This window comes from Amycolatopsis sp. NPDC043885, from assembly GCF_056435685.1.
The window spans coordinates 192,617-215,462 of the sequence record NZ_JBWKEA010000012.1 but is presented as its reverse complement, the minus strand read 5'-3'; the positions used below and the strand labels follow the sequence as shown (position 1 = coordinate 215,462).

Annotated in this window: 24 protein-coding genes; 12 read left to right on the top strand and 12 right to left on the bottom strand. The window is 69.7% G+C overall.

Features of this window, described 5'->3' with window-relative positions; translation table 11 throughout:
- Positions 1–44: 44 nt before the first annotated feature.
- Both AC069I_RS29790 and AC069I_RS29785 read left to right on the top strand, forming a co-directional pair.
- Positions 45–1,517 (top strand): apolipoprotein N-acyltransferase, encoded by a 1,473-nt coding sequence (locus AC069I_RS29790; RefSeq protein ID WP_478266895.1) that lies wholly within the window; start codon positions 45–47, stop codon positions 1,515–1,517.
- A 76-nt stretch (positions 1,518–1,593) separates the two neighbouring features.
- On the top strand, positions 1,594–2,295 hold the full coding sequence (locus AC069I_RS29785) for a response regulator transcription factor (protein WP_478226457.1): 702 nt from the start codon (positions 1,594–1,596) through the stop codon (positions 2,293–2,295).
- Between the two features lie 161 nt (positions 2,296–2,456).
- On the opposite strand, the gene AC069I_RS29780 is transcribed toward AC069I_RS29785, so the two are convergent.
- The 3 genes from AC069I_RS29780 to AC069I_RS29770 are packed head-to-tail and all read right to left on the bottom strand — an operon-like array spanning position 2,457 to position 4,737.
- On the bottom strand, positions 2,457–3,572 hold the full coding sequence (locus AC069I_RS29780; RefSeq protein ID WP_478266894.1) for an ABC transporter permease: 1,116 nt from the start codon (positions 3,570–3,572) through the stop codon (positions 2,457–2,459).
- Positions 3,569–4,228: an ATP-binding cassette domain-containing protein gene (locus AC069I_RS29775; protein WP_340686502.1), complete on the bottom strand. Its 660-nt coding sequence runs from the start codon at positions 4,226–4,228 to the stop codon at positions 3,569–3,571. The genes AC069I_RS29780 and AC069I_RS29775 overlap by 4 nt, the downstream gene beginning before the upstream one ends.
- Positions 4,225–4,737 carry a P-loop NTPase family protein gene (locus AC069I_RS29770; protein ID WP_478266893.1) on the bottom strand — a complete coding sequence of 171 codons (513 nt, stop codon included), beginning with the start codon at positions 4,735–4,737 and terminating at the stop codon, positions 4,225–4,227. Before AC069I_RS29770 ends, AC069I_RS29775 begins: the two co-directional genes overlap by 4 nt.
- Positions 4,738–4,814: 77 nt before the next feature.
- Here AC069I_RS29770 and AC069I_RS29765 point away from each other — a divergent pair, with 77 nt between their 5' ends.
- Entirely contained in the window at positions 4,815–6,179 is a 1,365-nt protein-coding gene (locus tag AC069I_RS29765) for a sensor histidine kinase (protein ID WP_478266892.1), read from the top strand.
- A 221-nt stretch (positions 6,180–6,400) separates the two neighbouring features.
- A complete protein-coding gene (locus tag AC069I_RS29760; protein WP_478266891.1) occupies positions 6,401–7,021 on the top strand; it encodes a TetR/AcrR family transcriptional regulator in 621 nt (206 codons plus the stop codon).
- A 390-nt stretch (positions 7,022–7,411) separates the two neighbouring features.
- On the opposite strand, the gene AC069I_RS29755 is transcribed toward AC069I_RS29760, so the two are convergent.
- Positions 7,412–8,149, bottom strand: a complete 738-nt coding sequence (locus AC069I_RS29755) for a TetR/AcrR family transcriptional regulator (RefSeq protein WP_478226463.1) — start codon at positions 8,147–8,149, stop codon at positions 7,412–7,414.
- Positions 8,150–8,210: 61 nt separating this feature from the next.
- Between AC069I_RS29755 and AC069I_RS29750 the strand changes: the two genes are divergently transcribed.
- Complete coding sequence (locus AC069I_RS29750) at positions 8,211–9,080, top strand: alpha/beta fold hydrolase (protein ID WP_478226464.1); 870 nt, start codon at positions 8,211–8,213, stop codon at positions 9,078–9,080.
- Between the two features lie 182 nt (positions 9,081–9,262).
- Here AC069I_RS29750 and AC069I_RS29745 read toward each other — a convergent pair whose 3' ends face one another.
- Both AC069I_RS29745 and AC069I_RS29740 read right to left on the bottom strand, forming a co-directional pair.
- Entirely contained in the window at positions 9,263–9,502 is a 240-nt protein-coding gene (locus tag AC069I_RS29745; protein WP_478266890.1) for a hypothetical protein, read from the bottom strand.
- A 96-nt stretch (positions 9,503–9,598) separates the two neighbouring features.
- On the bottom strand, positions 9,599–11,089 hold the full coding sequence (locus tag AC069I_RS29740; RefSeq protein ID WP_478266889.1) for a carotenoid oxygenase family protein: 1,491 nt from the start codon (positions 11,087–11,089) through the stop codon (positions 9,599–9,601).
- Between the two features lie 97 nt (positions 11,090–11,186).
- Here AC069I_RS29740 and AC069I_RS29735 point away from each other — a divergent pair, with 97 nt between their 5' ends.
- Both AC069I_RS29735 and AC069I_RS29730 read left to right on the top strand, forming a co-directional pair.
- Positions 11,187–12,152: a winged helix-turn-helix transcriptional regulator gene (locus AC069I_RS29735; protein ID WP_478226467.1), complete on the top strand. Its 966-nt coding sequence runs from the start codon at positions 11,187–11,189 to the stop codon at positions 12,150–12,152.
- A 74-nt stretch (positions 12,153–12,226) separates the two neighbouring features.
- Entirely contained in the window at positions 12,227–12,415 is a 189-nt protein-coding gene (locus AC069I_RS29730; RefSeq protein ID WP_005162443.1) for a DUF5302 domain-containing protein, read from the top strand.
- Positions 12,416–12,515: 100 nt separating this feature from the next.
- Here the strand turns inward: AC069I_RS29730 and AC069I_RS29725 are convergent, their stop codons facing one another.
- The 4 genes from AC069I_RS29725 to AC069I_RS29710 all read right to left on the bottom strand — a co-directional run bounded on the left by AC069I_RS29725 (position 12,516) and on the right by AC069I_RS29710 (position 16,628).
- On the bottom strand, positions 12,516–13,586 hold the full coding sequence (locus AC069I_RS29725; RefSeq protein WP_478266888.1) for a Glu/Leu/Phe/Val family dehydrogenase: 1,071 nt from the start codon (positions 13,584–13,586) through the stop codon (positions 12,516–12,518).
- Between the two features lie 159 nt (positions 13,587–13,745).
- Positions 13,746–14,939 carry a kynureninase gene (locus tag AC069I_RS29720; RefSeq protein WP_478226469.1) on the bottom strand — a complete coding sequence of 398 codons (1,194 nt, stop codon included), beginning with the start codon at positions 14,937–14,939 and terminating at the stop codon, positions 13,746–13,748.
- Positions 14,936–15,718, bottom strand: coding sequence for a tryptophan 2,3-dioxygenase (locus AC069I_RS29715; RefSeq protein WP_478226470.1), 783 nt, complete (start codon positions 15,716–15,718; stop codon positions 14,936–14,938). Before AC069I_RS29715 ends, AC069I_RS29720 begins: the two co-directional genes overlap by 4 nt.
- Before the next feature lie 88 nt (positions 15,719–15,806).
- Positions 15,807–16,628 carry a PaaX family transcriptional regulator gene (locus AC069I_RS29710; RefSeq protein ID WP_478226471.1) on the bottom strand — a complete coding sequence of 274 codons (822 nt, stop codon included), beginning with the start codon at positions 16,626–16,628 and terminating at the stop codon, positions 15,807–15,809.
- Positions 16,629–16,676: 48 nt separating this feature from the next.
- Here AC069I_RS29710 and AC069I_RS29705 point away from each other — a divergent pair, with 48 nt between their 5' ends.
- From AC069I_RS29705 to AC069I_RS29690, 4 genes are read left to right on the top strand one after another with little or no spacing between them, the layout of a single operon-like run.
- Positions 16,677–17,402 (top strand): creatininase family protein, encoded by a 726-nt coding sequence (locus tag AC069I_RS29705; protein ID WP_478266887.1) that lies wholly within the window; start codon positions 16,677–16,679, stop codon positions 17,400–17,402.
- Positions 17,399–18,901, top strand: coding sequence for a benzoate-CoA ligase family protein (locus AC069I_RS29700; protein ID WP_478266886.1), 1,503 nt, complete (start codon positions 17,399–17,401; stop codon positions 18,899–18,901). Before AC069I_RS29705 ends, AC069I_RS29700 begins: the two co-directional genes overlap by 4 nt.
- On the top strand, positions 18,898–19,590 hold the full coding sequence (locus AC069I_RS29695; protein ID WP_478226474.1) for an SDR family NAD(P)-dependent oxidoreductase: 693 nt from the start codon (positions 18,898–18,900) through the stop codon (positions 19,588–19,590). Before AC069I_RS29700 ends, AC069I_RS29695 begins: the two co-directional genes overlap by 4 nt.
- The gene (locus tag AC069I_RS29690) at positions 19,587–20,414 is read left to right on the top strand and encodes an enoyl-CoA hydratase family protein (RefSeq protein WP_478235697.1); all 828 of its coding nucleotides are present in this window, start codon (positions 19,587–19,589) and stop codon (positions 20,412–20,414) included. Before AC069I_RS29695 ends, AC069I_RS29690 begins: the two co-directional genes overlap by 4 nt.
- A gap of 16 nt (positions 20,415–20,430) precedes the next feature.
- On the opposite strand, the gene AC069I_RS29685 is transcribed toward AC069I_RS29690, so the two are convergent.
- Entirely contained in the window at positions 20,431–21,393 is a 963-nt protein-coding gene (locus AC069I_RS29685; protein WP_478266885.1) for a helix-turn-helix transcriptional regulator, read from the bottom strand.
- A gap of 62 nt (positions 21,394–21,455) precedes the next feature.
- Here AC069I_RS29685 and AC069I_RS29680 point away from each other — a divergent pair, with 62 nt between their 5' ends.
- Positions 21,456–21,926, top strand: a complete 471-nt coding sequence (locus AC069I_RS29680) for a VOC family protein (protein WP_478266884.1) — start codon at positions 21,456–21,458, stop codon at positions 21,924–21,926.
- A gap of 1 nt (position 21,927) precedes the next feature.
- On the opposite strand, the gene AC069I_RS29675 is transcribed toward AC069I_RS29680, so the two are convergent.
- Positions 21,928–22,845 carry an SMP-30/gluconolactonase/LRE family protein gene (locus AC069I_RS29675; protein ID WP_478226478.1) on the bottom strand — a complete coding sequence of 306 codons (918 nt, stop codon included), beginning with the start codon at positions 22,843–22,845 and terminating at the stop codon, positions 21,928–21,930.
- Position 22,846: the final 1 nt, after the last annotated feature.

Below are 22,846 nucleotides of genomic sequence, written 5' to 3'. Positions count from 1 at the left end.
TTGGTCCGCTGTCCGGGCGGCCGTGGTTTCCTAGCGTTCGCGGTATGAAACCACGGCTGCTCTGGTGGCTGGGCACAGCGCTGCTCCTGCTCGCCGTCCACACCGACTGGAACGTCCCGCTCGCAGCATGGGTGTTCCCGGTCTTCCTTCTCCACTACGCCCGTCTGGTCCCGCTCCGGCGCGCGATCCTGATGGTCGGCCTGTCCCTGCTGATCGGGCAACTGTTCTGGCTCGGGGTCACCGGCCTGCTGTTCGTGCTCTCCGCGCTGCTCGCCTTCACCGTGCTCGCGGTACTTCAGACGACGGCGTTCCTGGCCGATCGGCTGCTCGCCGACCGTGCCGGGCCGGTGAGGACACTGGTTTTCCCGGTGACACTCGTCGCGGGCGAGTACCTCTTCACGGTGATCACCGGCTTCGGGGACTTCGGCGCGCTCGGCAGCACCCAGGCCACGAACCTGCCCCTGCTCCAGACGGCGTCAGTGACCGGCGTGTACGGACTCACCTTCGTCCTCGCGTGGTTCGCCTCGGTGGCGAACACCGTCTGGTCGGAGGGATGGCAGCCGGTCAAGCGCACGGTCCTCGTCCACGTGTGCCTGCTCGGCGTGGTGTTCGCCGCCGGTGGCGCGCGGTTGCTGTTCGACGCTCCCACGACGGAGACCGTGCGGATCGCGGGGATCAGCCCGTCGTCCGAGGCGGACCGGTCGAGTTCCGACGCGCTGGAGCGCATCGGCGTGAAGTATTGGCGTGCCGAGGAAGTCGCCGCCGCCGACCCGGTCGCGGTAGGTACGGCGTTCGCGCCGGTCACCGACGATCTCGTGACGAGGACCGGGCAGCAGGCGTCGGCGGGGGCGAAGATCGTGCTCTGGCCGGAAACTCATGCTCGCGTCCTGGAACGGGATCAGGCGGCGCTGCTGAAGCGGGTCGGCGAGCAAGCGAAACAAGCCGGTATCCACGTCGGGCTCGCGTACGCGCTCTACACGTCGCAGGCTCCCTACATCCGCAACGTGGCCGTGCTCGTCGGGCCGTCCGGCGAGGTGCTGTGGACCTACGACAAGACGCATCCGACGCCGATGGAGCCGATGACCCCTGGCCCGGGGAACGTCCCGACCTCGGATTCGCCGTACGGACGGCTCGCGGCGGTGATCTGTTACGACGCCGACTTTCCCGGCCTGATGCGCCAAGCCGCGGACAAGGGGACCTCGCTGATGCTCGTCCCCGCCAACGACTGGCCGGGTTTCGGCTCGTTGCACGCTGAGAAGGCGGGCTTCCGCGCGGTGGAAAACGGTTACTCCCTCTTCCGGCACTCCACCCACGGGAATTCCACAGCTGTGGACAGCCAGGGCCGGGTACTCGGGCACGCCGACTACTACCGCACGGATCAGCAGACGCTCGTCGCCGATCTGCCGGTGCAGCCGAGAACACAGACCGTGTACAGCCGTGTCGGTGACGTGTTCGCCTGGCTGTGCCTCGTCGCGGCCGCGCTCTGTCCTTTATGGACATATCGAAGGAACCGTTAGCGCCCCGTTACGGAATGCGTGGTGTTCCTAACGTCATACCCGAAAAGAACAGTGTTCAACGGTTAAGCTCCCTCGCATGCCGAAACTGCTGGTGGTGGAAGACGACGACGCGATCGGCGGTGTCCTCGAATCGACTCTCCGCCTGCACGGCTACGAGGTTTCCTGGCAGCGGGACGGCCGCACCGCGCTCGCGGCCGCGGCGGACGGCGGCATCGACTTCGTCCTGCTCGATCTCGGCCTGCCGGATCTGGACGGGGTCGAGGTCTGCCGTCGGCTGAGGGCGGAGCTTCCCGGCGCCGTCCTGGTCATCCTGACCGCGCGGCAGGAGGAGATGGACGTCGTCGTCGGCCTGGAGGCCGGCGCCGACGACTACCTCACCAAACCCATCCGGCTCGGCGAGCTGCTCGCCAGGGTCCGGGCACATCTGCGGCGCGGGACGGCTCCGCCGGAGAGCAGGCCCGCGATCGCCATCGGCCATCTGCGGGTGGACACCGCCGGACGGCGGGTCAGCGTCGGCGGACGGGAGATCTCGTTGCGGGCCAAGGAGTTCGACCTGCTCGCCCGGTTGGCCGAGCAGCCGGGCGTCGCGGTCAGCCGGGACACGCTGATGTCGGAGGTGTGGGACGCGCACTGGTACGGCTCGACGAAGACCCTCGACGTCCACATCGCCGCGCTGCGCCGGAAGCTGACCGAGTCGGCGCCCACCCCCGAGCAGGCGCCGAGGATTTCGACGCTGCGCGGCCACGGCTACCGTCTCGAACAGCCCTTCGAGGGCTAGGGATCCGAGCGCGAACACCGCACTCGCGTGCTCAAGCCCGGATCTCGCGTGCTTGAACCCGGATCTCGCGTGTTTGGAGACCGCACTCATGAGTGCGGTCTCCAAGCACGCGAGTGCGGTCTTCAAACACGTGTGTGCGGAGTTGGAGCACGCGAGTGCGGCTAGTAGTCGCGCAGGTCGGAGACCTCGTCCCGGGCGGCCAGCTGCGCGATCCGCGCCGACGCCGCCACACACGACACGATCACCACCACCGCCAGCAACCCGAAGTACCCGTGCCGCGAAGGTGATCTCTCCACCTGCGCGAGGAACACGAACAGCACGCCCAGCAGGTGCCCGGCGATCAGGCCACCGCCGCCGACCACCAGCGCGTCGCCCGCGATGAACGCCGCCACCTGGCGGCGTTTCCCGCCGAGCGTGCTCACGATCAGCAGATCGCGGCGACGTTCGTTGAGCGCCGCCCCGAACGAGGGGCCCGCCGCGGCGGCCGCGAGGATCAGGGACGCGATCAGATCCACCTCGGCCTCGCCGCAGCCGTCCTTGGTGAGGGCGGTCGAGATGGCGAACGCCACCGCCAGCGCGACCAGCACCACCGATCGCGCCAGGAGCGCGCTCCGCCACGAAATGGACAGCGCGATCACGCCCGCGAGCCCCGAAACGAGCGGCCGGAGTATCCCGCCGATCGCCCGCTTCCCCTTGCGCAGACCCAGCTCCACTAACCGCCACAACAGCATCGTGCCGCCCGCCCAGCCGAACAGCGGCCAGACGAAGGCGAGCGCGAGCAGGATGAGGTCGATGCCGTAGGGCGACCACCAGGGCGGTCCGCCGTCGGCCGGGACGAAGTACCACTCGCGCAGCACCGGGGGCAGGATGGCGAGTGCCGCGACGAGCAGCCCGGCGACCAGCAAGAGAACGATTTCCCGGACGACCGCTATGCCGGTGCCGGCCGAGAAGCCACAGGCCAGGGACAGGGTCACCCCGGTCACGCCGCCGGCGAGCCCCGCCGCCGCGGCTTCGGCGGCGGCCAGTCCGAATACCTGCCCGCCGGTGGCGCCGCGGGCGCGCAGCAGGTCCTGATCCGCCCGCAGCACCCGCGCCGAGGGGGTGGCCAGCAGTACCACGAGCACCATCGCGGGTATCCAGCGCGGTGCCGGGGTCCAGGCCCAGTCGTGCACCGCGAGCAGTGTGGTCACGATCGCGACCCCGGCCGCGGGGACACCGAGCCTGGCGGGGCGCACGCGCGCGATCCCGCCGACCCACAACGCCATCGCCGCGATCACCGGTCCCGCACCAGCTTCCCGTCGACCATCCCCCAGCGCTCGCCGAACAGCCCGGCCGGGGCCTCTTCGGCGGTGGCCACCAGCAGTCCGGCGCCCAGCTGGTCCGCGGCCCCCAGGAGCCTGCCGAGGAGCCGCTCCCCCTCGCGCTGGTCGAGCCAGCCCGCCGGGTCGTCGGCGAGGATCAGTTTCGGCGCGGGCGCGAGCGCCCTGGCCAGGACGGCCAGCCGGATCTGCTCACCGGTCAGGTCGCGGGGGGCCTTCTTGGCGAAGCCCGCCAGGCCCACCAGCTCCAGCGCGCCGTCGACGGCGTCGCGGACCGCGGTGCCGGTCCGGCCGGCGAGCACCAGCGGCAGGGCGACGTTGAGCCGGACGTCGAGATCGCGCAGCAGCCCGCCGTCCTGCAGCATCAGCCCGACCAGGTCTGGGCCCGGCGGCGACGGCTCGAAGGCGGGCCAGTCGACGGTGCCCGCCGTCGGTTTCTTCATCCCGGCGAGCAGATGCAGCAGCGTGGTCTTCCCGGCACCGGCCCTGCCGGTCACCACCGCGCGAGTCTCCGCGCAGATCTCGCAGGTGACGCCGTGCACGGCGACCACGGCGGTCAGCCCGGAACCATAGGTGTGCGCCAGCTCGTCGGTGCGGACCAGTGGTGCCGTCACGCCACTCTCACGATCCGGTGCGCGGCCGCCGCGATCTCGGGGTCGCGGGTCGCCACGACGACGGCCGTCCCGCGGGCCGCGACGGCGCACAGCAGATCCATCAGTTCGAGTGCGGCGAGCCCGTCGAGTTCACCGGCCGGCTCGTCGGCGAGGACCGTCTCAGGGGCTCCGGCCAGCACGACGGCGACTCCGGCACGCGCGCTTTCCAGCGCCGACAGCGTGCCAGGGTAGTCGTCACCGCGTCCGGCCAGGCCGACCAGGTCGAGCAGGTCGTCCGCAGCGCGGAGAGAGCGGCCGGCCAGCCGTCCCGCCAGCACGACGTTCCGTGCGACGGTGAGGTGATCGAAGAGGTTGCCGCGTCTGAGCAGCATGCCGACACCAGGAGTTCCGCCGGGGGCGTCACCGCTTCCGGCGGGCAGCACGGCCACACACTCGCCCGGGACGGCGAACCGGACGAGGGGGACGGATCCGGGCCCCGGGCCTGCCATGACGGCGGCACGTCGGCGCATGGCCCCAAGGTAAGGCGAACGGGGTCAACATCGCCTTGATCTCAGGTCAACGGACGGCAAAATATCGCGTCGGGTGGGTGATCCTCACGCTCGTCGGCCACACTCTGTCCGTGCGCCGCCGGATCGTCACTCTCACCGTGCTGGCCGCGGTGCTGGCGATCACCCTGTTCGGGGCACCGCTGGCCGTCGCGGTCGCCAGGTTCCACGAGGGCAACTCGACCCACGACCTCGAACGGGTCGCCGACACGGTCGTGCTCGACGTGACCGGCGATCTCGCCAACGGCCGGGTCCCGGAACTCCGGCCGGTCAAACCGGACAAGGACCGCATCCGCGGGATCAGGGTCGCGGTCTACACCCCGACCGGCAGGCTCCTGGCAGGCAACGGCCCGGCCAGCGAAGACCGATACGTCCGCGAAGCGCACTACACCGACATGGCGACCGGGACCCGCGAAGACGAGGTCGTCCTGGCCGTCCCGGTGCTCAGCGGACAGTCGCTGGTCGGCGTGGTCCGCGCCGCCCACCCCCGGTCCGAACTGGACGCCCAGATCCGGCTGACCTGGCTCAAGATGATCGTGCTCGCCGGGCTCGCGATCGGGGCCAGCTGGCTGATCGGGCGCCGGATCGCCACCCGGCTGGCGCGCCCGCTGGAGGAACTGGCCGCCACCGCCGAACGCCTCGGCGAGGGCGACTTCACCGTCCGCGCCCGCCGGACGGGGGTCCGCGAGATCGATCAGGTCGCCGAAGCGCTCGACGTCACGTCCGAGCGGATCGGCGAGACGCTGGAACGCGAGCGGACCTTCTCCTCCGACGCCTCCCACCAGCTGCGGACGCCGCTGACCGGCCTGCGCCTGCAGCTCGAGGCGGCCTTGGAGAGCCCCGATCGCGACCCCTACGCGACGATCCGCGACGGCATCGCCTCGGCCGACCGCCTGGAGCGCACCATCGACGACCTGCTGGCGCTGGCCAAGCAGACCAGGGCCCCGCGAGCGCGGCTCGAACTGGGCAAACTCTTCGAAGAGGTCCGGCAGACCTGGCACGGCCTGCTCGCCGGACGTGGCAGGGCGCTGCGCATCAGCGGACGAGAGGCCCTCCCGGCGCGGGCGGCGGACGCGGCGGTGCGGCAGGTGCTCGCCGTGCTTCTGGACAACGCGGCGACCCACGGGCGCGGCACGGTCTCCGTCCTCGCGCGCGACGCCGGGGACGCGCTGGCCATCGACGTGAGCGACGAGGGCGCCATCCCGGACGGTCGCGATCCGTTCGCGACCGCCGACCGGACCGAGGAACACGAAGGCAACGGGATCGGGCTGCGGCTGGCGCGGAGCCTGGCCGAGGCGGAGGGCGGGCGGTTGCGGCTGACCAGCCCGTCGCCGACGACGTTCACGCTGCTTCTGCCCGCCGAACGTCCCTCACCGCAAGAAGAAGGCCCGGGCCTGGCGAGCTAGGGGGGGTTACTCGCCAGGCCGGGCCGGTAGGAGGCAAACGCGCCCCGACAGCGCGCACGGCATGCCACCTGAATGAAGACGGTAAAGACCAGCGGGCCAACAGACGGTACACGCCGGATTAACTGACACTTTGCTTTTGGATGTCACAGCGCCTTTCGGCGGCGAAAAGGGATTCGGCCGCTGCCCGGCCCCGCTGAATCGATCGTGGGAAGATTGACCACATGACCACCGAGCCGGCGCCGAGATGGCGGAGACTGGAACCGGACGAACGCAAGGAGCAGATCTTCGCCTGCGCGGCCCGCCTTTTCTCCGACCGCCCGTACTCGGAAGTGTCCACTTCGGACATCGCGGCGGAGGCCGGGGTCGCCAGGGGTCTGCTCAACCACTACTTCGGTACCAAACGCGAGCTCTATCTGGAGATCATCCGGCGGGCACTGACCGTGCCGCGGCTCGCCGTCGAGATCCTGCCGGAAGGGCCGCTCGAACTGCGGGCCGACGTCGCGATCGACTGGTTCCTGGACATGGTCACCAGCCAGGAGAAGATGTGGCTGGCCGCGATCGCGCCGGAGGGCATCGGCCGCGACCTCGAAGTCGAACGGATCCTGGAGGAGGCCGATCGCGAATCGGCGGACCGGGTACTCGAAGCGGTCGGGCTCTCCCGCGAGAGCGAACACGGGCAGGAGCTGAACGCGCTGGTCCGCGCGTTCGGCGGGATGGTCAAGGCGGCGGGCCGCGAATGGCTCGTACGCGGCTCGCTCGATCGCGCGCAGGTGCACACGTTGCTCAGCAAGTCACTGGTCACGCTGGTCGGCGAGGTCTTCCCAGAGATCCAGCGAGGCTGAGGCGCCGGCTGGGGTAATCGTGAGTGGCTATCCCCGCGACTGGAGCCGTGCGTACATGAAGGCCCCTCCAGCTACTTGAGGGGAAGGGGTCCTTCACGCGCCGCCGCTGTGACTGCTGGGGCTGATGGTGTCGCTGGGGCCGCGGATGGCGATCGCACAGTCCGTGAAGGCCTCCTTCCCTACCTTCAGGGTAGGCAAGGAGGCCTTCACGGACCTGCAACCAACTCCCGCTACATGCTGCGGCAGGTACCTAAGACACCACTCCGACCGATACGCCATCGGTGTCATCTTCAGGGAGAAGCCCCCGGCACCTCGAGGGGGAGGTGGGTGCCAGGGGCTTCGGGACCGGTGACGAGCACCGGTATTCCTCCACACTACGCCGATTCCCTGTCACGGCTCTGTCAAACTTCTGAGAGCGTTCAACTGGGTGAGCCTGAGTTCCAATCCGTCGAGACAGCGCTGCACGGCGTAGTCGTAAAGACGCTCGTAGTAACCGGCGGCGAGGTCAGGGTCCGCGACCAGCGCCGAAACCGACTCGCCCAGCGCCGCCATCCCCGGCAGGTCCTCGCGCGTGCGGTACGACGCGTAGCCCTCGCAGCGGTCGAGCTGGAGCGCCATCGCGCTCTCGCGGTCGTCCTCCATCGCGACGAACTGGCACGCGGTGGCGAGCAGCAGGTTGTACGCGAACGGCGACTCGGTGCCGAAGCCCGCCGCGAGGAGACGGCCGATGCCGGCGTTCATGGTCGGCACAGCGGCGGCGACCGACGGCCCGAACAGGGCCAGCCGCCGCGCCGAACCGGGATAGCGGCGCAGCACCCTCCGCACCGTCGGCAGGAACTCGTCGAACCATTCCCGCCACGGCAGAGTCTCGTCGGGCAGGGTCAGCTCGCCGACCACCCGGTCCAGCACCGCGACGACGACGGTGTCCCGGTCGCCCACGTGGTGGTAGACGACCGCGGGGTAGGCGTCGACGGCGGCCGCGAGCTGCCGCAGCGTCCAGTTCTCCAGGCCCGACTCGGCCGACAGCTCCAGCGCGGCGTCGACGATCCGGTCCCTGGTGACGGCCGGCCGTCCGGAAGCCGCGCGGGACCTGGGGCGCGAACCCGCGTCTTCGGGGAAAGTCGGCATGCGGGCTACCGTATCCGCATTCGTCTGGTCGTACGGCGGGGGCTTCCGGCAGGATCGTGCCATGCCCCGCGCGCGTGTGAACGGCCTCGAACTCGAGTACGACACCTTCGGCTCCCCCGCGGATCCGCCGCTGGTACTGGTGATGGGACTCGGGGCCCAGATGGTGACGTGGGAGGTCGGCTTCTGCGAGCTGCTCGCCGACGACGGGTTCCACGTCGTCCGGTTCGACAACCGCGACGTCGGCCTTTCGTCCTATCTGGACGATCTCCCCGCGCCGGATCTGGCCGCGCTCGCCGCGGGCGACCAGACCTCCGCGCCGTACCTGCTGTCGGATCTCGCCGCCGACGTCACCGGGCTGTTCGACGCGCTCGGGTTCGGCCGCGCGCACGTCGTCGGCGCGTCGATGGGCGGGATGATCGTGCAGCAGCTCGCGATCGACTCGCCGGAGCGACTGCTCAGCCTCACGTCGATCATGTCGACCACCGGGGATCCCTCGGTCGGGCATCCCGAGCCCGCCGCGCTCGCCGGGCTGACGCGGCCGCCGGCGGCCACCCGGGAGCGGGCGATCGAAGACGGTGTCGAGTGGTTCAAGCTCGTCGGTTCGCCCGGTCACCCGTCCGACGAGGAATTCCTGCGGATGAAGGCCACCCGGAACTACGACCGGGCGAATCACCCCGCGGGCGCGTTGCGGCAGGCCGCCGCCATCGTCGCTTCGGGTGACCGCACGGCGAAACTGCGCGAGGTCCGGGTCCCGACGCTGGTCGTCCACGGCGAGAGCGATCCGCTGATCAACGTCAGCGGCGGGAAGGCGACCGCGGAAGCGATCCCGGACGCCGAACTGCTGCTGCTCCCCGGGATGGGGCACGAACTGCCGCGGCAGCTGTGGCCCGCGATCGCCGACGCGATCGTCGCGCACGCGCGTAAGGCCTGAGGGTCAGGATCCCGTCAAGAATCCCGGCGGAGACGTAGGGAAGCCGTTCACGCCCGCGACCCGTCCGGTGACGCGGTGTTCCCTGGACGGATGAGGAGAACCGAGTGTTTCGGCTTCCCGTTCGGATGTGTCGCCGTCGTCGCCGCGGCGTCGGCGGCCGGGCTCCTCGGTTCGGCGCGACATCACGTCTTTTCCTTGCCGGCTTTGAGTTTGGTCGTACTCGTCACCGGTATCGCGACGAGCGCGACCGCGACCGCCGGGACGGCGGTGATCGCTTGGGGTGTCCATTCGGGATTCACCGTCGGAACGCTGGGCGCGCTCCAGTTCACCGCCGAGACCGGCGTCGCCGCGGTCGTCTTCGCCGCCGCGACCGCGATCGGCTCACTCGCCGGAGTGGTACGGCGTCGCCTGGCGGCCACCATGCCCGAGTCGCCCCACCCCCTGGAAGGGGCGACTCGGACGCGGCTTTCCGGCCCTGCGCCTGCCCACACCCCTCCGGTGGGCGGGCACGAAGGGGATCATCGGGTACGGGAAGGTTCCAGCTGGTCCGCCCGGACCCAGGTAGCGTGGAAACCGAGCGGGACACGCTGGGGCAACAGGACCCTGGCCACGGGTCCGGCAGCGAGATCGGCGGCGTCGAAGACGTCCAGCTCCGAGCGACCCTCACGCTCGTCCTGGACGAAGGTCACCAGATAGCCGTCGTCGGAATCGGCGGCCGCTCCGTCGCGAGGTGCGAACGGCGCCTCACTGCCCCACCGGCCAGGACCGAAACGGTGTTCCGTCTTGACGTCGGCACGATTGTCGTAGCACACCAAGCCGTCGAACTTGAGCGTCGAATCCGGCGAGATGTGCACCGCGTAGGAGAAGCGATTCCGGCCGCCGACCACCCTCGAGTCGACGGACGGAAATTCGGTGTTGTCGTCGTCGAGCTGGTTCTCCAGGCACTGCCCGGTCCGCCGGTTGAACCGGTAGCGGTGCAGCGAAGCGTCCAGCCGCAGGTACGACAGCATCTTGGCGAGCGGGGTGTGCGCGTCGGCTGCCGGGGTGGCCAATTGATCATGCGGCCGCTGCACGCGGCAGACGTCGAGGACGATTTCCTCGCCTTGCTCCCAGGAATTGACGACGTGGTAGATGTAGCAGGGGCTGGCTTCGAACCAGCGGATCTGGCTACCGTTACCGTAGCGAGGAAGCACCCCGAACCGGCTCGGCAGTGAACGGTCGAAGAGCAGCTTGTGCCGTCCGTTACGAGCCGCCTCCATGTCCTGGACCAGCGGCAAGTCCATCAGGATCGCGTAGTTCTCGGTGATCGCCATGTCATGCGGCAGGCGCGGGCCGGGAAGTTCGATCTCGGTCGTGCTCGCGACCTTGCCGTCCGCGCTGATCACGCCGTAACGCAGGTACGGCGGCCGCGGCCCGTAGTCGAACCAGAACATCTCGCCGGTGCGCTCGTCGACCTTCGGATGCGCCATCATGTCGCCGGCCAGTGTGCCGAGGAAGTCCTCCGCGCCCAGCGTCTCCAGCGACAGCGGGTCGACCGCGTACGGCGTGCCGCACAGGTACCAGGTGGAGAGCACCTTGCCGCGATGGAAGATCAGGTCGGTATTGGCGCTGTCCTTGACGTTCAGGCCGTGCGTGTTGCCGAACGGGTTGCCCTTGGGCGATTCCATGACGCCCTTCCAGAGCGCCCTGCCCGCCGCGGATTCGGCCTCGAAGGCCTTGGTGCGGATCCAGCGGTTGCGGTAGCGGGCCTTGCCGTTCTCCAGGTGGACGGCGTGGATCATGCCGTCGCCGTCGAACCAGTGGTAGCGCCCTTCCGGCTTGAACCGGGGGTTGGGCCCGTTGCGCAGGTACACGCCGTTCAGATCCGCGGGGATCTCGCCGATGACCTCGAGATCGCTCGCGTCGATCTCTTCCCCGACCGGGGCGTAGACGCCCATCAGATACGGGTTGACCTCGGCTTCGCCGGCGGCGGCTGCCACCAGCACCGGCTGTTCGGAGGTACTGGCCATGGCCGAGACACTACGATTGCTGTAGTCAGGTGTCAATAGGCTTCTACTGTTGTAGTCAGTAGTACGCTGACAGCGACACCCCCTCGGAAGGAACCACGTGACAGAGGCGACGGCGCAGCGCGTCCGGCCGGCGGGCGATCCACTGCGCCACGCGCTCGAACTGCTCGGGGACCAGTGGACCCTGCTGATCCTGCAGAGCCTCTTCCTGCGGTTCCGCCGCTACGAGGAACTCCGGCTGCGGCTCGGTATCTCCCCCACCGCGTTGTCCGGGCGGCTGCGCGCGATGGTCGAGGCGGGCGTGCTCGTCCGCACGCCGTACCGGGACGCGCGCCGCACGCGGCACGAGTACCGGCTCACCGAACGCGGCCTCGACCTGTGGCCGCTGCTGATCTCGATCTGGGCCTGGGAACGGGAATGGGTCGAGGGACGGCGCGCCGTGCTGCCGACGCTGATCCACCTCGACTGCGAGCTGGCCACTTCGGCGCCGCTCGGCTGCGCCTCCTGCGAACGGCGGGTCGACGCCCGCGACGTCCGCGCGCGACGGCTCGACGACACCGGCGTCGTCGAAGCGACGGCGTCGAAACGCTTTCGCCGCAAGGACGCCGAATCCCTCGCGGGCGATCCGCTGATGTTCTTCCCCGACACCATGGAGCTCCTCGGAGACCGGTGGTCGACCGGGCTCGTGGTGAGCGCGCTGCTCGGGGCACGGCACTTCTCGGAGTTCGAACGCGAACTCGGCATCGGACCGAGCGTGCTTTCGGGACGGCTGTCGAAGCTCGTGGACGTCGGCGTACTGCGGACCGGGACCGCGAAGACCCGCACCGACGCGCACGACTACCGGCTGACGGCGAAAGGGCTCGCGTTCTTCCCCGCGCTGGCCTTCATCGCCGAGTGGTCGCGGGGTTTCGAGGTCCCGGGTCAGGAGCCGGACATCACGCTCGACCACGTGGACTGCGGTAACCGGCTGAAGCCGATCCTGCTGTGCGACCACTGCTGGCGGCCGCTGCTGCGCGACCGGGTCCGCTTCGGCGGCCCGGTCCAGCTGCCCACGCCGCCCAGGTGACGTAAATCGACTCGCCAAGCCGGTCGGTTCCTGACAGGGTGAGAACGTCACATGTCGTCACCTCGGAGGTAGCAATGACTGAACCGGCACCGTCCCCAGCGGATGGCGAAGAGGACGACACCAAGCGCAAGTTCCGCGAGGCCCTGGAGCGCAAGCAGGCCCAGGCCCGCTCGGGCTCGGCGCACGAGAACGGCGGCGGGAAGAACCTGCACGCGCACGGTCCGGCCGCGAACAAGCGCACCTTCCGTCGCAAGAGCGGCTGAGTTCTCGCACCCTGCCGACCCACGGCAAGTGCCATGAAAGGTCCTTTCCTTGCGAAATTTGCAAGGAAAGGACCTTTCATGGCGTTACCGGACGCGAGAGCTACACCGTCAGGATCGACCGCAGTCCACCGACCTCGGCCATCCGGCGCTCGGCCAGCCGGTCGGCCGCCGTCGCCGGCGGCACACCGTCGGCCTTGGCCAGCGCGAACACCGCCTTGGTGGTGTCGAAGATGGCCGTCGTCTTGCGCTTGGCGCGCGCGAAGTCGAAACCGTGCCGCTCGTCGTCGACCTGGATAACGCCACCCGCGTTGACCAGGTAGTCCGGCGCGAAGAGGATGCCGCGGTCGTCGAGCTGCTTGCCGACGCCCGGGTGTGCGAGCTGGTTGTTGGCCGCGCCGCAGACGATCTTGGACCGCAGCACGCCGACGGTCTCGTCGGTGAGCACCCCGCCCAGCGCGCATGGCGCGAAAACGTCGAGCTCGGTGCGGATCAGCGTGTCTATGTCGGCGACGACCTCGACGCCGGGGTACGCCGCGCGGGTGCGCTCGATCGCCGCGGGCGAGACGTCGGTGATGACCACCTGCGCGCCTGCCTCGATCAGGTGCCCGACGAGGATGTGCCCGACCTTGCCGACCCCGGCGACGCCGACCTTGCGGCCCGCGAGGTCCGGAACGCCCCAGACGGCGTCCGCGGAGGCACGCATTCCCTGGTAGGTACCGAAAGCGGTGAGCACCGAGGAGTCGCCGGCGCCGCCGTTCTCCGGCGAGCGGCCCGTGACGAACTCCGATTCGCGGGCGACGATGTCCATGTCCTGCACGTAGGTGCCCACGTCGCAGGCGGTGATGTAGCGGCCGCCCAGCGACTGGACGAACCGGCCGAAGGCGCGAAGCAGCGCTTCGGTCTTGTGCTTCTGGGGGTCGCCGATGATGACGGCTTTGCCGCCGCCGAGGTCGAGCCCGGCGAGCGCGTTCTTGTAGGCCATCCCCTTCGACAGCGCGAGGACGTCCGTGAGGGCGGCGTCTTCGGATTCGTAGGGGTAGAAGCGGGTCCCGCCCAGTGACGGCCCGAGCGCCGTCGAGTAGACCCCGATGATGGCCTTCAGGCCGGTGGCCTGGTCCTGGCAGAAGACGACCTGTTCATGGCCCGTTCCCTGGCCGAACACTTCGGTCACTGTGGTGACTCCTTGTCCTGGAGTGCACGCTGCTTGTGGCTCACGTGCGAAGTTCCTGCAACAAGGCACAGTCCCCGACGAAGGTCGTCCGGCGGCGACGGTGCCACATCGCAAACCTAGATCGCCCCGGTCCGTTCGCCAAGCCGGGGGCGAGCTGTCTCAGCCGTCGACGACCTCTTTCAGGACGTGGAGCGCGGAGTCGAGCTGCCGGTCGGACAGATACGGTGCCGGCCCGAACCTCAGGTACGCGCCGCGGCTGTCGGTCCGGACGCCGCGTTCGCCGAGGGCGGCCCGCAGCGCGCCGGCGTCGGCGCATTTCAGCGAAAGGAATCCGCCGATCCGGTCCAGCGGCGTCTCCCGGTCACGGGTGATGACGTCCTCGGGCAGCCCCAGCTTGTCGAAGCCCTCGGCGAGGTAGCCCACCTGGTGCCGCGACACCTCCCGCAGGAACTCGGGTGTGAGCCCGTGCTCGGCGAAGAACCGGAAGACGCGGGCGCCCCGGTAGTGGCTCGTCGGGTCGTAGGTCGCTCCGGCGAACCTGTCCGATCCGGAGGCGTAGGCGGTCTGGCCGGGCCGGCGCTCGTCCGCGAGCGCGCCGAATTCGGCGTACCAGCCGGTGACGACCGGCCGCAGTTCCTGCGCGTGCGCGGGCATCCGCAGGAAGCAGTTGCCCTCGCCGAGCTGGAGGTACTTGTAGCCGCCGCCGAGGACCCAGGCGTTGGTGAGCCCGAGGTCGTGCAGCGAGAACGGGACGACGCCGAGCGCGTGGTAGGCGTCGACGACGAGGTTCACCGACTTCGAAAGGCAGACGTCGGCGAGATGCGCGAGACCCGGCACAAGGCGGGAGGTCTCGAACAGCACCGCCGAGACGAGCACGGCGGCGGTGTCTTCGGTGACCTCGGCCGCGACGCGTTCGGCCAGCGTGCCGACCGGCGCCGCCGGGACGCGGACCACCTCGACCCCTTCCTCGGCCAGCCTGCCCAGCTGACGGCGAAGCGTGTGGAACTCGCCGTCGGTGGTGACCAGCCGCGGACGGCGCGGCAGGTCCATCGCCGAGAGGAACCGGATCACCAGATCGTGGGTGCTGGCGCCGAGCGCGATATCGCCGTGCGGGTCACCGAGCAGCGCCCGGAACCCGGCCCGCATCTCGTCCGCCTTGGCGAAGGCCCGCGCCCACTTGGTGTCGACCTCTTCGGCGGCGTCGGCGAAGGCTTCGAGAAGGCCTTCGCGCGCGACGTCCGGCCAGGCCTGGTGCGAGTGCCCGGTCAACAGCATCCGGTCCGCCACACCGAATTCCGTGTAGTGCGCCGCGAGCGCGTTGGGGTCGCGGCGGAGTTCGTCGAGGTTCGTCAAAGCCTGCTCCGCACAGCCCAGAGATCCGGGAACATCGGGGAGAAAAGCGTCGTACGCAGATAGTGCGCTCCCGACGAACCCCCCGTCCCGGTCTTGTCTCCAATGGTCCGCTCGACCATCTTCACGTGCCGATACCGCCACTCCTGCATCCCTTCGTCCAGATCGACCAGGTGCTCCGCCACGACGGACGGCCCGGTGTCGTCGCGGTAGACCCGCAACAGAATTTCTTGGAGCGCCGGAGAGGGTTCGAGTGGCTTGGTGACATCGCGCCCGGTCGGGACGTCGTACCCCTTCACCGCGAGGTAGGTGACGAAGGAGTCGAAGAGCGACGGCCGTGACATCGCGTCCGCGATCTGGGCACGCTGGTCACCTCCTTCGGGGTAGTGCGCGAACACCCGCTCGTCCCGGCGGCCGAGGACGGCCTCCAGAACGCGGAACTGGGCCGACTGGAACCCGCTCGAAGCGTCGAGTCGCGCACGGAAACTGGTGAACTGGCTCGGAGTCATCGTCTCGAGCACATCGATCTGCGCGACCACCACCTTGAAGATAGTCAGGATTCGCCTCAGTGTGCGGACGGCGTGAGCGGTGTTACCCCCTTCGAGTTGCTCCTGCAGGTAAAGCGCCTCGTGGAGAACTTGTTTGAACCAAAGTTCATACACTTGGTGGATCACGATGAAGAGCAATTCGTCGTGTTCGTCGGACCGCGGACGCTGTGCGTCCAGCAATTCGTCCAGCGAAAGGTAGGATGTGTAACTCAATGCGGCCTGAGTGTCGTTCATTTTTCTGTCACTCCATCGATATCGCGCCGACCTTGACCGCGCCGCCGGCGCGATCCCGAAAAGATCAAGAGCCTCTCCCGGTCACCTGTCACTTTTCCGTCACCTCGTCGAAATGGCGTTGCGCCGCCGGGGCCAGCGCGTGATAGAGATCGTGGAACAGGTCGACCGCGGCCGCCCGGCTCGGCGGAGCGGGCACCAGCCCGACCGGGAGCTCCGGATCGAGTGACGGGAAGGCGCGGAACGTGTGCGTCAGCCAGGTTCGGACCCGGAACGCCTCGGCGTCAGGCAGGTCGCCCGAGTATCCGCCGAAATCCCGGACGAACGCGTCGTACCGCGCGGCGAGGCCGTCGAGGTTCCAGGCCCTCGCGGCGAAGCGCCGGACGTCGAGGCTCGCCGACGGTTTCCCGAGCATCAGCCCGGCGTGTTCGGAGACGTCCAGCTCGGCCAGCAGGGCGAGCACCTCGGCCTCACGGTCGTGCGGGGCGATCCAGGTGCCGTCCTGGACCGGCCCGAATCCGAGGAAGCGCAGGCGGCGCACCAAACGTTCCCTGGCCTGGCGGCGGCTCTCCGGGATGCTCTGCCACAGCACGGTCCACTCCCCGACCTCGCGTTCGCGCCTGCCGAGCGAGAAGATCCGGCGGTCGCCGTCCTCCAGGAGCGCGATCGTGCGGCGGGTCAGCGAGTAGTGGACGAGCCTGCCCGCCTTGTGTCTCGCGAGCAGATCACGGCGGGCGAGCCTGGCCAGGGCGATCCGCGCGGCGCCGTCGGAGAAGCCGAGCCCGGCGAGCACGCCGACCAGGCCGCCGGACCAGACACGGCGGCTCTCGCGCGGCGACACGTAGGTGCCGAGCAGCGTCATCACCAGTTCCTGGGGACCTGGGTCGCCGTGGGGCGCGGCCGATTCGGGCATACGAGCAACTCTATACACCTCAGGCCGCTGCGGTGTAGCTTGACTCGGGTGACGTACTTCGCGGAGTTGAGCTCACCTCAGGTCGCCGCGCTCGCGTCCGACGAGCGCGTTCCCGTGCTACTGCTGCCGGTGGGCGCCGTCGAGCCGCATGGACCACACGCGCCGCTGGGCACGGATCCCCTGATCTCCCGCGGGATGTGCGAGCGCGCCGCCGCGCGGCTGGCCGGTGATCCCGGTGTCCGGGTGCTGATCCTGCCCGAGGTGCCGTACGGGGTGACGCGGCTCGCCGCCGGGTTCGCGGGGGGCATCTCGATCGGCGAGGAGATCCTGTACGCGCTGCTGACCGAGATCTGCGGGGCGCTCAGCGGGCAGGGACTCACCCGGATCCTGCTGGTCAACAACCATTTCGAACCGGCTCACTTGGCGGTACTGCGGCGCGTGGCCGAGACGGCGGGCGTCGGCTTCGTCGACCTGGTCCGCCGCCGGTACGCCGAACGGCTCACCGACGAGTTCCGTTCCGGCGAGTGTCACGCCGGGCAGTACGAGACGTCACTGGTGCTCGCCGACCGGCCGGACCTCGTCGACGCCGCCGTCCAGCGCGACCTTCCGCCGGTCCACGTCGACCTGGCGCGCACCACCATCACGGACTTCACCTCGGCCGGCATGACCGAGGCCTACTGCGGCACGCCCGCCCAGGCGACCGCCGAAGAAGGCGAGAAGACGTTCTCGGTGCTCACCGACATCCTGGTCGAAGCGATCCGAGAACTGGTATGACCTTCAATCTGGCGACCCATTTCGTCGACCGCCTTCCCGGCGAGCGGACGGCGTTGCTGTGCGGCGACGAGGAAGTCACCTACGCGGATCTGGCGGCGCGGGTGAACCGGGCCGGGAACGTGCTGCGGGACCTGGGTGTCCGAAGTGGACAGCGGGTTCTGCTGGCGCTGAACGACGGCGTGGAGTTCGTGGCCGTCTGGTACGCGGCGCAGAAGATCGGCGCGGTCACCGCCGAGGTCTATTCCTTCCTCCAGCCCAAGGATTACGCGTACTACCTGGACTACACCGAGGCCGCCGTCGTCATCGCGGACGGCTCGACGTTGCCCGCGCTGCGTGAAGCCGGGGCGCGGAACCTGCTGGTCGTCGGCGATGTCGCACTGGAGCCCGGCGAGCACTCGTTCGACGCGCTGGCCGCATCCGCGTCAGCCGAACTGGAGGCCGCGCCGACCACGCTGGACGACGTCGCGATCTGGAAGTTCACCACCGGGAGCACCGGCTCCCCCAAGGCGTGCGTGCACCCGGCGCGCAGCGCGCTGGAGAGCTTCGACCGGTACGCGCTCGGCGTGCTCGGCCTCCGCGAGGACGACCGCGTGCTGGCCGTGCCGAAGCTGTTCTTCGGCTACGCGCGCGACCTGACCGCGCTGTTCCCGTTCGGCGTCGGCGCCTCCGGGATCGTGTTCCCGCAGCGCAGTACCGCCGACCTGCTGTTCTCCCTGATCGAACGCTACCGGCCGACGATCCTGGTCAACGTGCCGACCATGATGAGCGCGATGATCGCCCACCCTGCGGCGGCAGGCGTGGACATGAGCTCGCTGCGGCTCGCGACGTCGGCGGGCGAGGCACTGCCTTCGGAGCTGCATCGCAAGTGGGACAACCTGTTCGGTGTCCCGGTGATCGACGGGATCGGTTCGTCGGAGGCGTACCACATCTATCTCTCCAACGTGCCCGGCGCTCAGCGGGTCGGCAGCCTCGGCCGCGAGGTACCCGGTTACACCGCTCGCGTTCTCGACGAGAGCGGCGATCCCTTACCGGATGGGGAGATCGGCACCTTGGAGGTGACCGGCCCGACCATCGCGCGCGAGTACCACGGCGACGCGGAGAAGACCGCGCGGACGTTCCGCGGCGACACCCTGCGCACGGGCGACCTGTTCAGCCGCGACGGCGACGGGTACTTCCACCACCACGGCCGCGCCGACGACCTGCTGAAGGTGTCGGGTGTGTTCGTCGCGCCGAGCGAGATCGAAGACTGTCTCATCGGTCATCCCGCGGTCGTCGACTGCGCGGTACTGGGTGTCACGGTCGACGGCCTGGTCGTCCCGCGGGCGTGCGTCGTCCTGGCGGAGGGCGCTTCCGCCACGGCCGAGGAACTGAAAGACCACGCTCGGGCACACTTGGCGAAGCACAAGTACCCGCGCGAGGTGGTGTTCGTGACCGAACTCCCCCGCACCGCCAACGGAAAACTCGATCGGCGCGCGTTGCGCCGGGTGGAGGCAGAGTGAGCAGGATCGTCGTCGTCACCGGCGGGACCCGCGGGATCGGCGCGGCCATCGCCGCCCGGTTCCGGGCCGCCGGGGACAAGGTGCACGCCCCCGGCCGGGCCGAGTGCGACGTCACCGACGAAGACGCCGTCGCGCGGTACTTCGACGGCCTCGGCCCGGTGGACGTGCTGGTGAACAACGCCGGGATCTCGGCGAGCGCCCCGCTGGCGAAGACGTCGCTGGAGCAGTGGCGCACCCAGATCGAGGTCAACGCGACCGGTGCTTTCCTGTGCACACGCGCGGTTCTGCCCGGTATGCGGTCGCGCGACACCGGCCGGATCGTCACCGTCGCCTCGACGGCGTCGCATATCGGCTACCGCTACACGGCCGGGTACACCGCGTCGAAGCACGCCGCCGTCGGCCTGATGCGGGCCACCGCCGCGGAACTGGCGGGCACCGGCGTCACCGCGAACGCCGTCTGCCCGGCCTTCGTTCGCACGGACATGACGGCCGCGTCGGTCGCCCGGATCCAGGAACGGACCGGCCGCGACGAAGCCGGCGCGGAAGCCGCCCTGGCCGCCGCGTCGCCCCTTGGCCGCCTGCTCGAACCCGACGAGGTCGCCCACGCGGTGACCTTCTTCGCGGCGCCCGAAGCCGCCGCGATCAACGGACAGACACTCGTCCTCGATGGAGGTGGGATCCAGTCATGAGCCCGTTCCGCGCCACGCCGCCGATCACGGCGGACTGGGAGCACTTCGAGTTCACCGTGGACGATGGCGTCGCCACGGTCACCTTGGACCGCCCCGAAAAACTGAACGCACTCACCTTCGAGGTCTACGCGGACCTGCGCGATCTGCTGGCCGAGTTGCCGCACCGCGGCGACGTCCGGGTGCTGGTCGTCACCGGCCGGGGCCGCGGCTTCTGCTCCGGCGGCGACGTCGAAGAGATCATCGGCGAGCTGCAGAAAATGGAGTCCGCGGAGCTGCTGGAGTTCACGCGGATGACCGGCGCGGTGGTGAAGGCGCTGCGGGAGTGCCCCCTCCCGGTGATCGCCGCGGTGAACGGCATCGCGGCGGGCGCGGGTTCGGTGATCGCGCTGGCGAGCGACTTCCGGCTGCTGGCGTCCTCGGCGAAGTTCGCCTTCCTGTTCACGAAGGTCGGCCTGGCCGGCGCGGACATGGGCTCGGCGTACCTGCTGCCGCGGCTGGTGGGCCTGGGCCGGGCGACCGAATTGCTGATGCTGGGCGACAAGATCGACGCGACCCGCGCGGAGGCGATCGGCCTGGCCTCGAAGGTGGTGCCCGACGCTGAGCTTGCTTCCGAAGCTTCCGCGCTGGCTCGGCGTTTGGCCGATGGACCTGCTCTGGCGTATGGGACGACGAAGGTCCTGTTGACGCGGGAGCTGGATATGGACCTGGGGAGTTCCATCGAGCTGGAGGCGATCACGCAGGCTTTGCTGATGACGGCGAAGGACCACGGGGAGTTCTACGCGGCGTGGACGGCCGGGCGTTCGCCCCGGTGGACCGGGCGATGAAGTCTTTCCCCCGCAATTAGTCGGCTGATTGCGGGGTCTCCGAACCAGCCGCACCCAAGAGCCGTTCGGCCAGCACCCGGCACCGCTCCCCCAGCTCCACCGGCTCGATCACCTCGAACGCGTGCCCCAGCACCACCACGTGCATCAGCAGGAAGTCGAGATCCCCGGCCCCGCTCACCACCTCGCACCGCGAACGGCCCCGTTCCCGTACCACGGCCGCCGAAGCCGGGATCTGCGCCCGCACGACCGGAGCGGGGGCGTGCACCAGGAATCGCGCCTGGTGCCGGTAGACGCGGCTGGCGATGTTCTCCTGCACGTAGGCCGCCGCGTCGGGAGACGGGCGCGGGCGAAAACGCCACGATCGCGCGGAAACCTCGGTCATCCGGTCGACGCGGAAGGTGCGCCAGTCGTCCCGGTCGAGGTCGTAGGCGAGCAGGTACCAGCGCCGCCCGGAAGCCACCAGCCGATACGGCTCGACCCGCCGCACCGCGGAACCCGAGGAGGACGAGTACGCGAAGCCCGCCTCGACCTCGTCGCGGCAAGCGCGGGCCAGGGTCATCAGTACGTCGGGGTCGATCGGCGCGCGGCTTCCGTCGAAGGCGACCACCGAACCGGACAGCGCGCTCACCTCGTGGCGCAGCCTGGTCGGCAGCACCCGGTCGAGTTTCGTCAGCGCCCGGAGCGTGGCCTCACCGCTGCCCGCGCCGGCGAGCAGCGAGACGGCGGTGGCGATCGCCTCCTCGTCGTCCAGCAGCAGTGGCGGCATGTCGTGGCCGGGCCCGAGCTGGTAGCCGCCGCCGACGCCGTTGCTCGCCTGCACCGGATACCCGAGCGCGCGCAGGCGTTCGACGTCGCGCCGGATCGTGCGCGGCGTGACGCCGAGCCGTTCGCCCAGTTCCGGGCCGGTCCACACCGCGCGCTGCTGCAGCAGGCCGAGCAGGGTGAGCACCCGTTCGGTCGTCCCGCGCTCGTCCTCCATGTCACCCACTGTGCCAGAGATAGCGGACCGATCCTGTCCGCTAGGCATGTCAGAGTGGTCCCATGAACCGCAAGAGCCGCGAATTCCAGGTCAGCTTCGACGCCCTCGACCCCCAAGCCCTGTCGACCTTCTGGCGTGACGCCCTGGGCTACGTCCACCCCGGCCCTCCCGGGGTGGAGGTGCCCGAAGGCACCGCCCCGCTGGACGCGTGGGCCGAGTTCCTCGAGCGGGTCGGCGTGCCCGAGGATCAGCGCAACACCAGGTCGGCCCTCGAAGACCCCGACGGTGAAGGGCCGCGGATCTTCTTCCAGCAGGTCCCGGAGGACAAGATCGCGAAGAACCGCGTCCACCTCGACATCCGCGCCGCACCCGGGCTCGTGGGAGACGAGCGCATGGCGGCGCTCGAAGCCGAGTGCGACAGGCTTGTCGCATTGGGGGCGAAGCGGATTCAGCGCTTCGAGCCCGAGCAGCCGTTGAGCCTCGGCTTCATCGTGATGAACGATCCGGAGGGCAACGAGTTCTGTCTCGACTGAGTCAGACCGTCGTCACGGCGATCGCGTTGTCCTCCAGCGAGCCGAAGTAAAGCGTCCCGGCCCGCTCGCGGACGCCGACGAGCACATGGAACCCATCGATCTCCCCGCGTAGTTCGTGGACCTGCTTCCCGTCCGGAGTCACGCCGCGCACCCCGCATTCCCGCGCGGGTGCGGGTTGCAGGGCCGTCGGCAGCGCCCGGACTCCGGCCCGCAACGGCGCGGGGAGCTTCTGCACCAGGGAAAGCGCCGGAACCTTCGGGCTCGCCACGGTGATCCAGATCAGCCCGTCGCTGCCGGTCGAGATGTTGTCGGGGTATCCCCACAGGTCGTCGACGAGGTAGTCCCGCGTGCCCGCCTTGTCGCCGGTGAGCCACACGCGCGCGACCCGGCAGGCGCCGGTCTCGGCAACGGCCACATAGGACTCGTCGGGCGGCAGCGCGACCCCGTTGGCGAACTGGAAACCGTCGGCGAGCTGCTCGATCTTCCCGTCCGGCGTGCGCCGCAGGAGCCGTCCGCCGCCGGTCTGCTCGATCAGGTCGTCCCGCCATTTCTCGATGCCGAAGCGGCGCGACGAATCGGTGAAGTACACCGTGCCGTCGGAGGCGACGGCGGCGTTGTTGCAGAACACGAAGTCGAGCCCCACCGCCGAAGTCGCCAAGGTGGTGACGGGGCCGCCCGCGAGCGGCATGGTGAGCAGACCGGCCTTGGCGTCGCAGATCAGGAGGTCTTCGCCGTAGAACTCCAGCCCCAGCGGACGCCCGCCGGTGTCGCCGAGGACGTCGATCCGCCTGCCGTCCGGCGTGACGCGCAGGATCCGCCCGTCGTCGACGCCGGTGTAGATCCGCCCCTGGTCGTCGACCACGACGTCCTCGGGACCGTGCCCGTTGACCGGGATGACCGTGACCTCGCCGAACGCCATC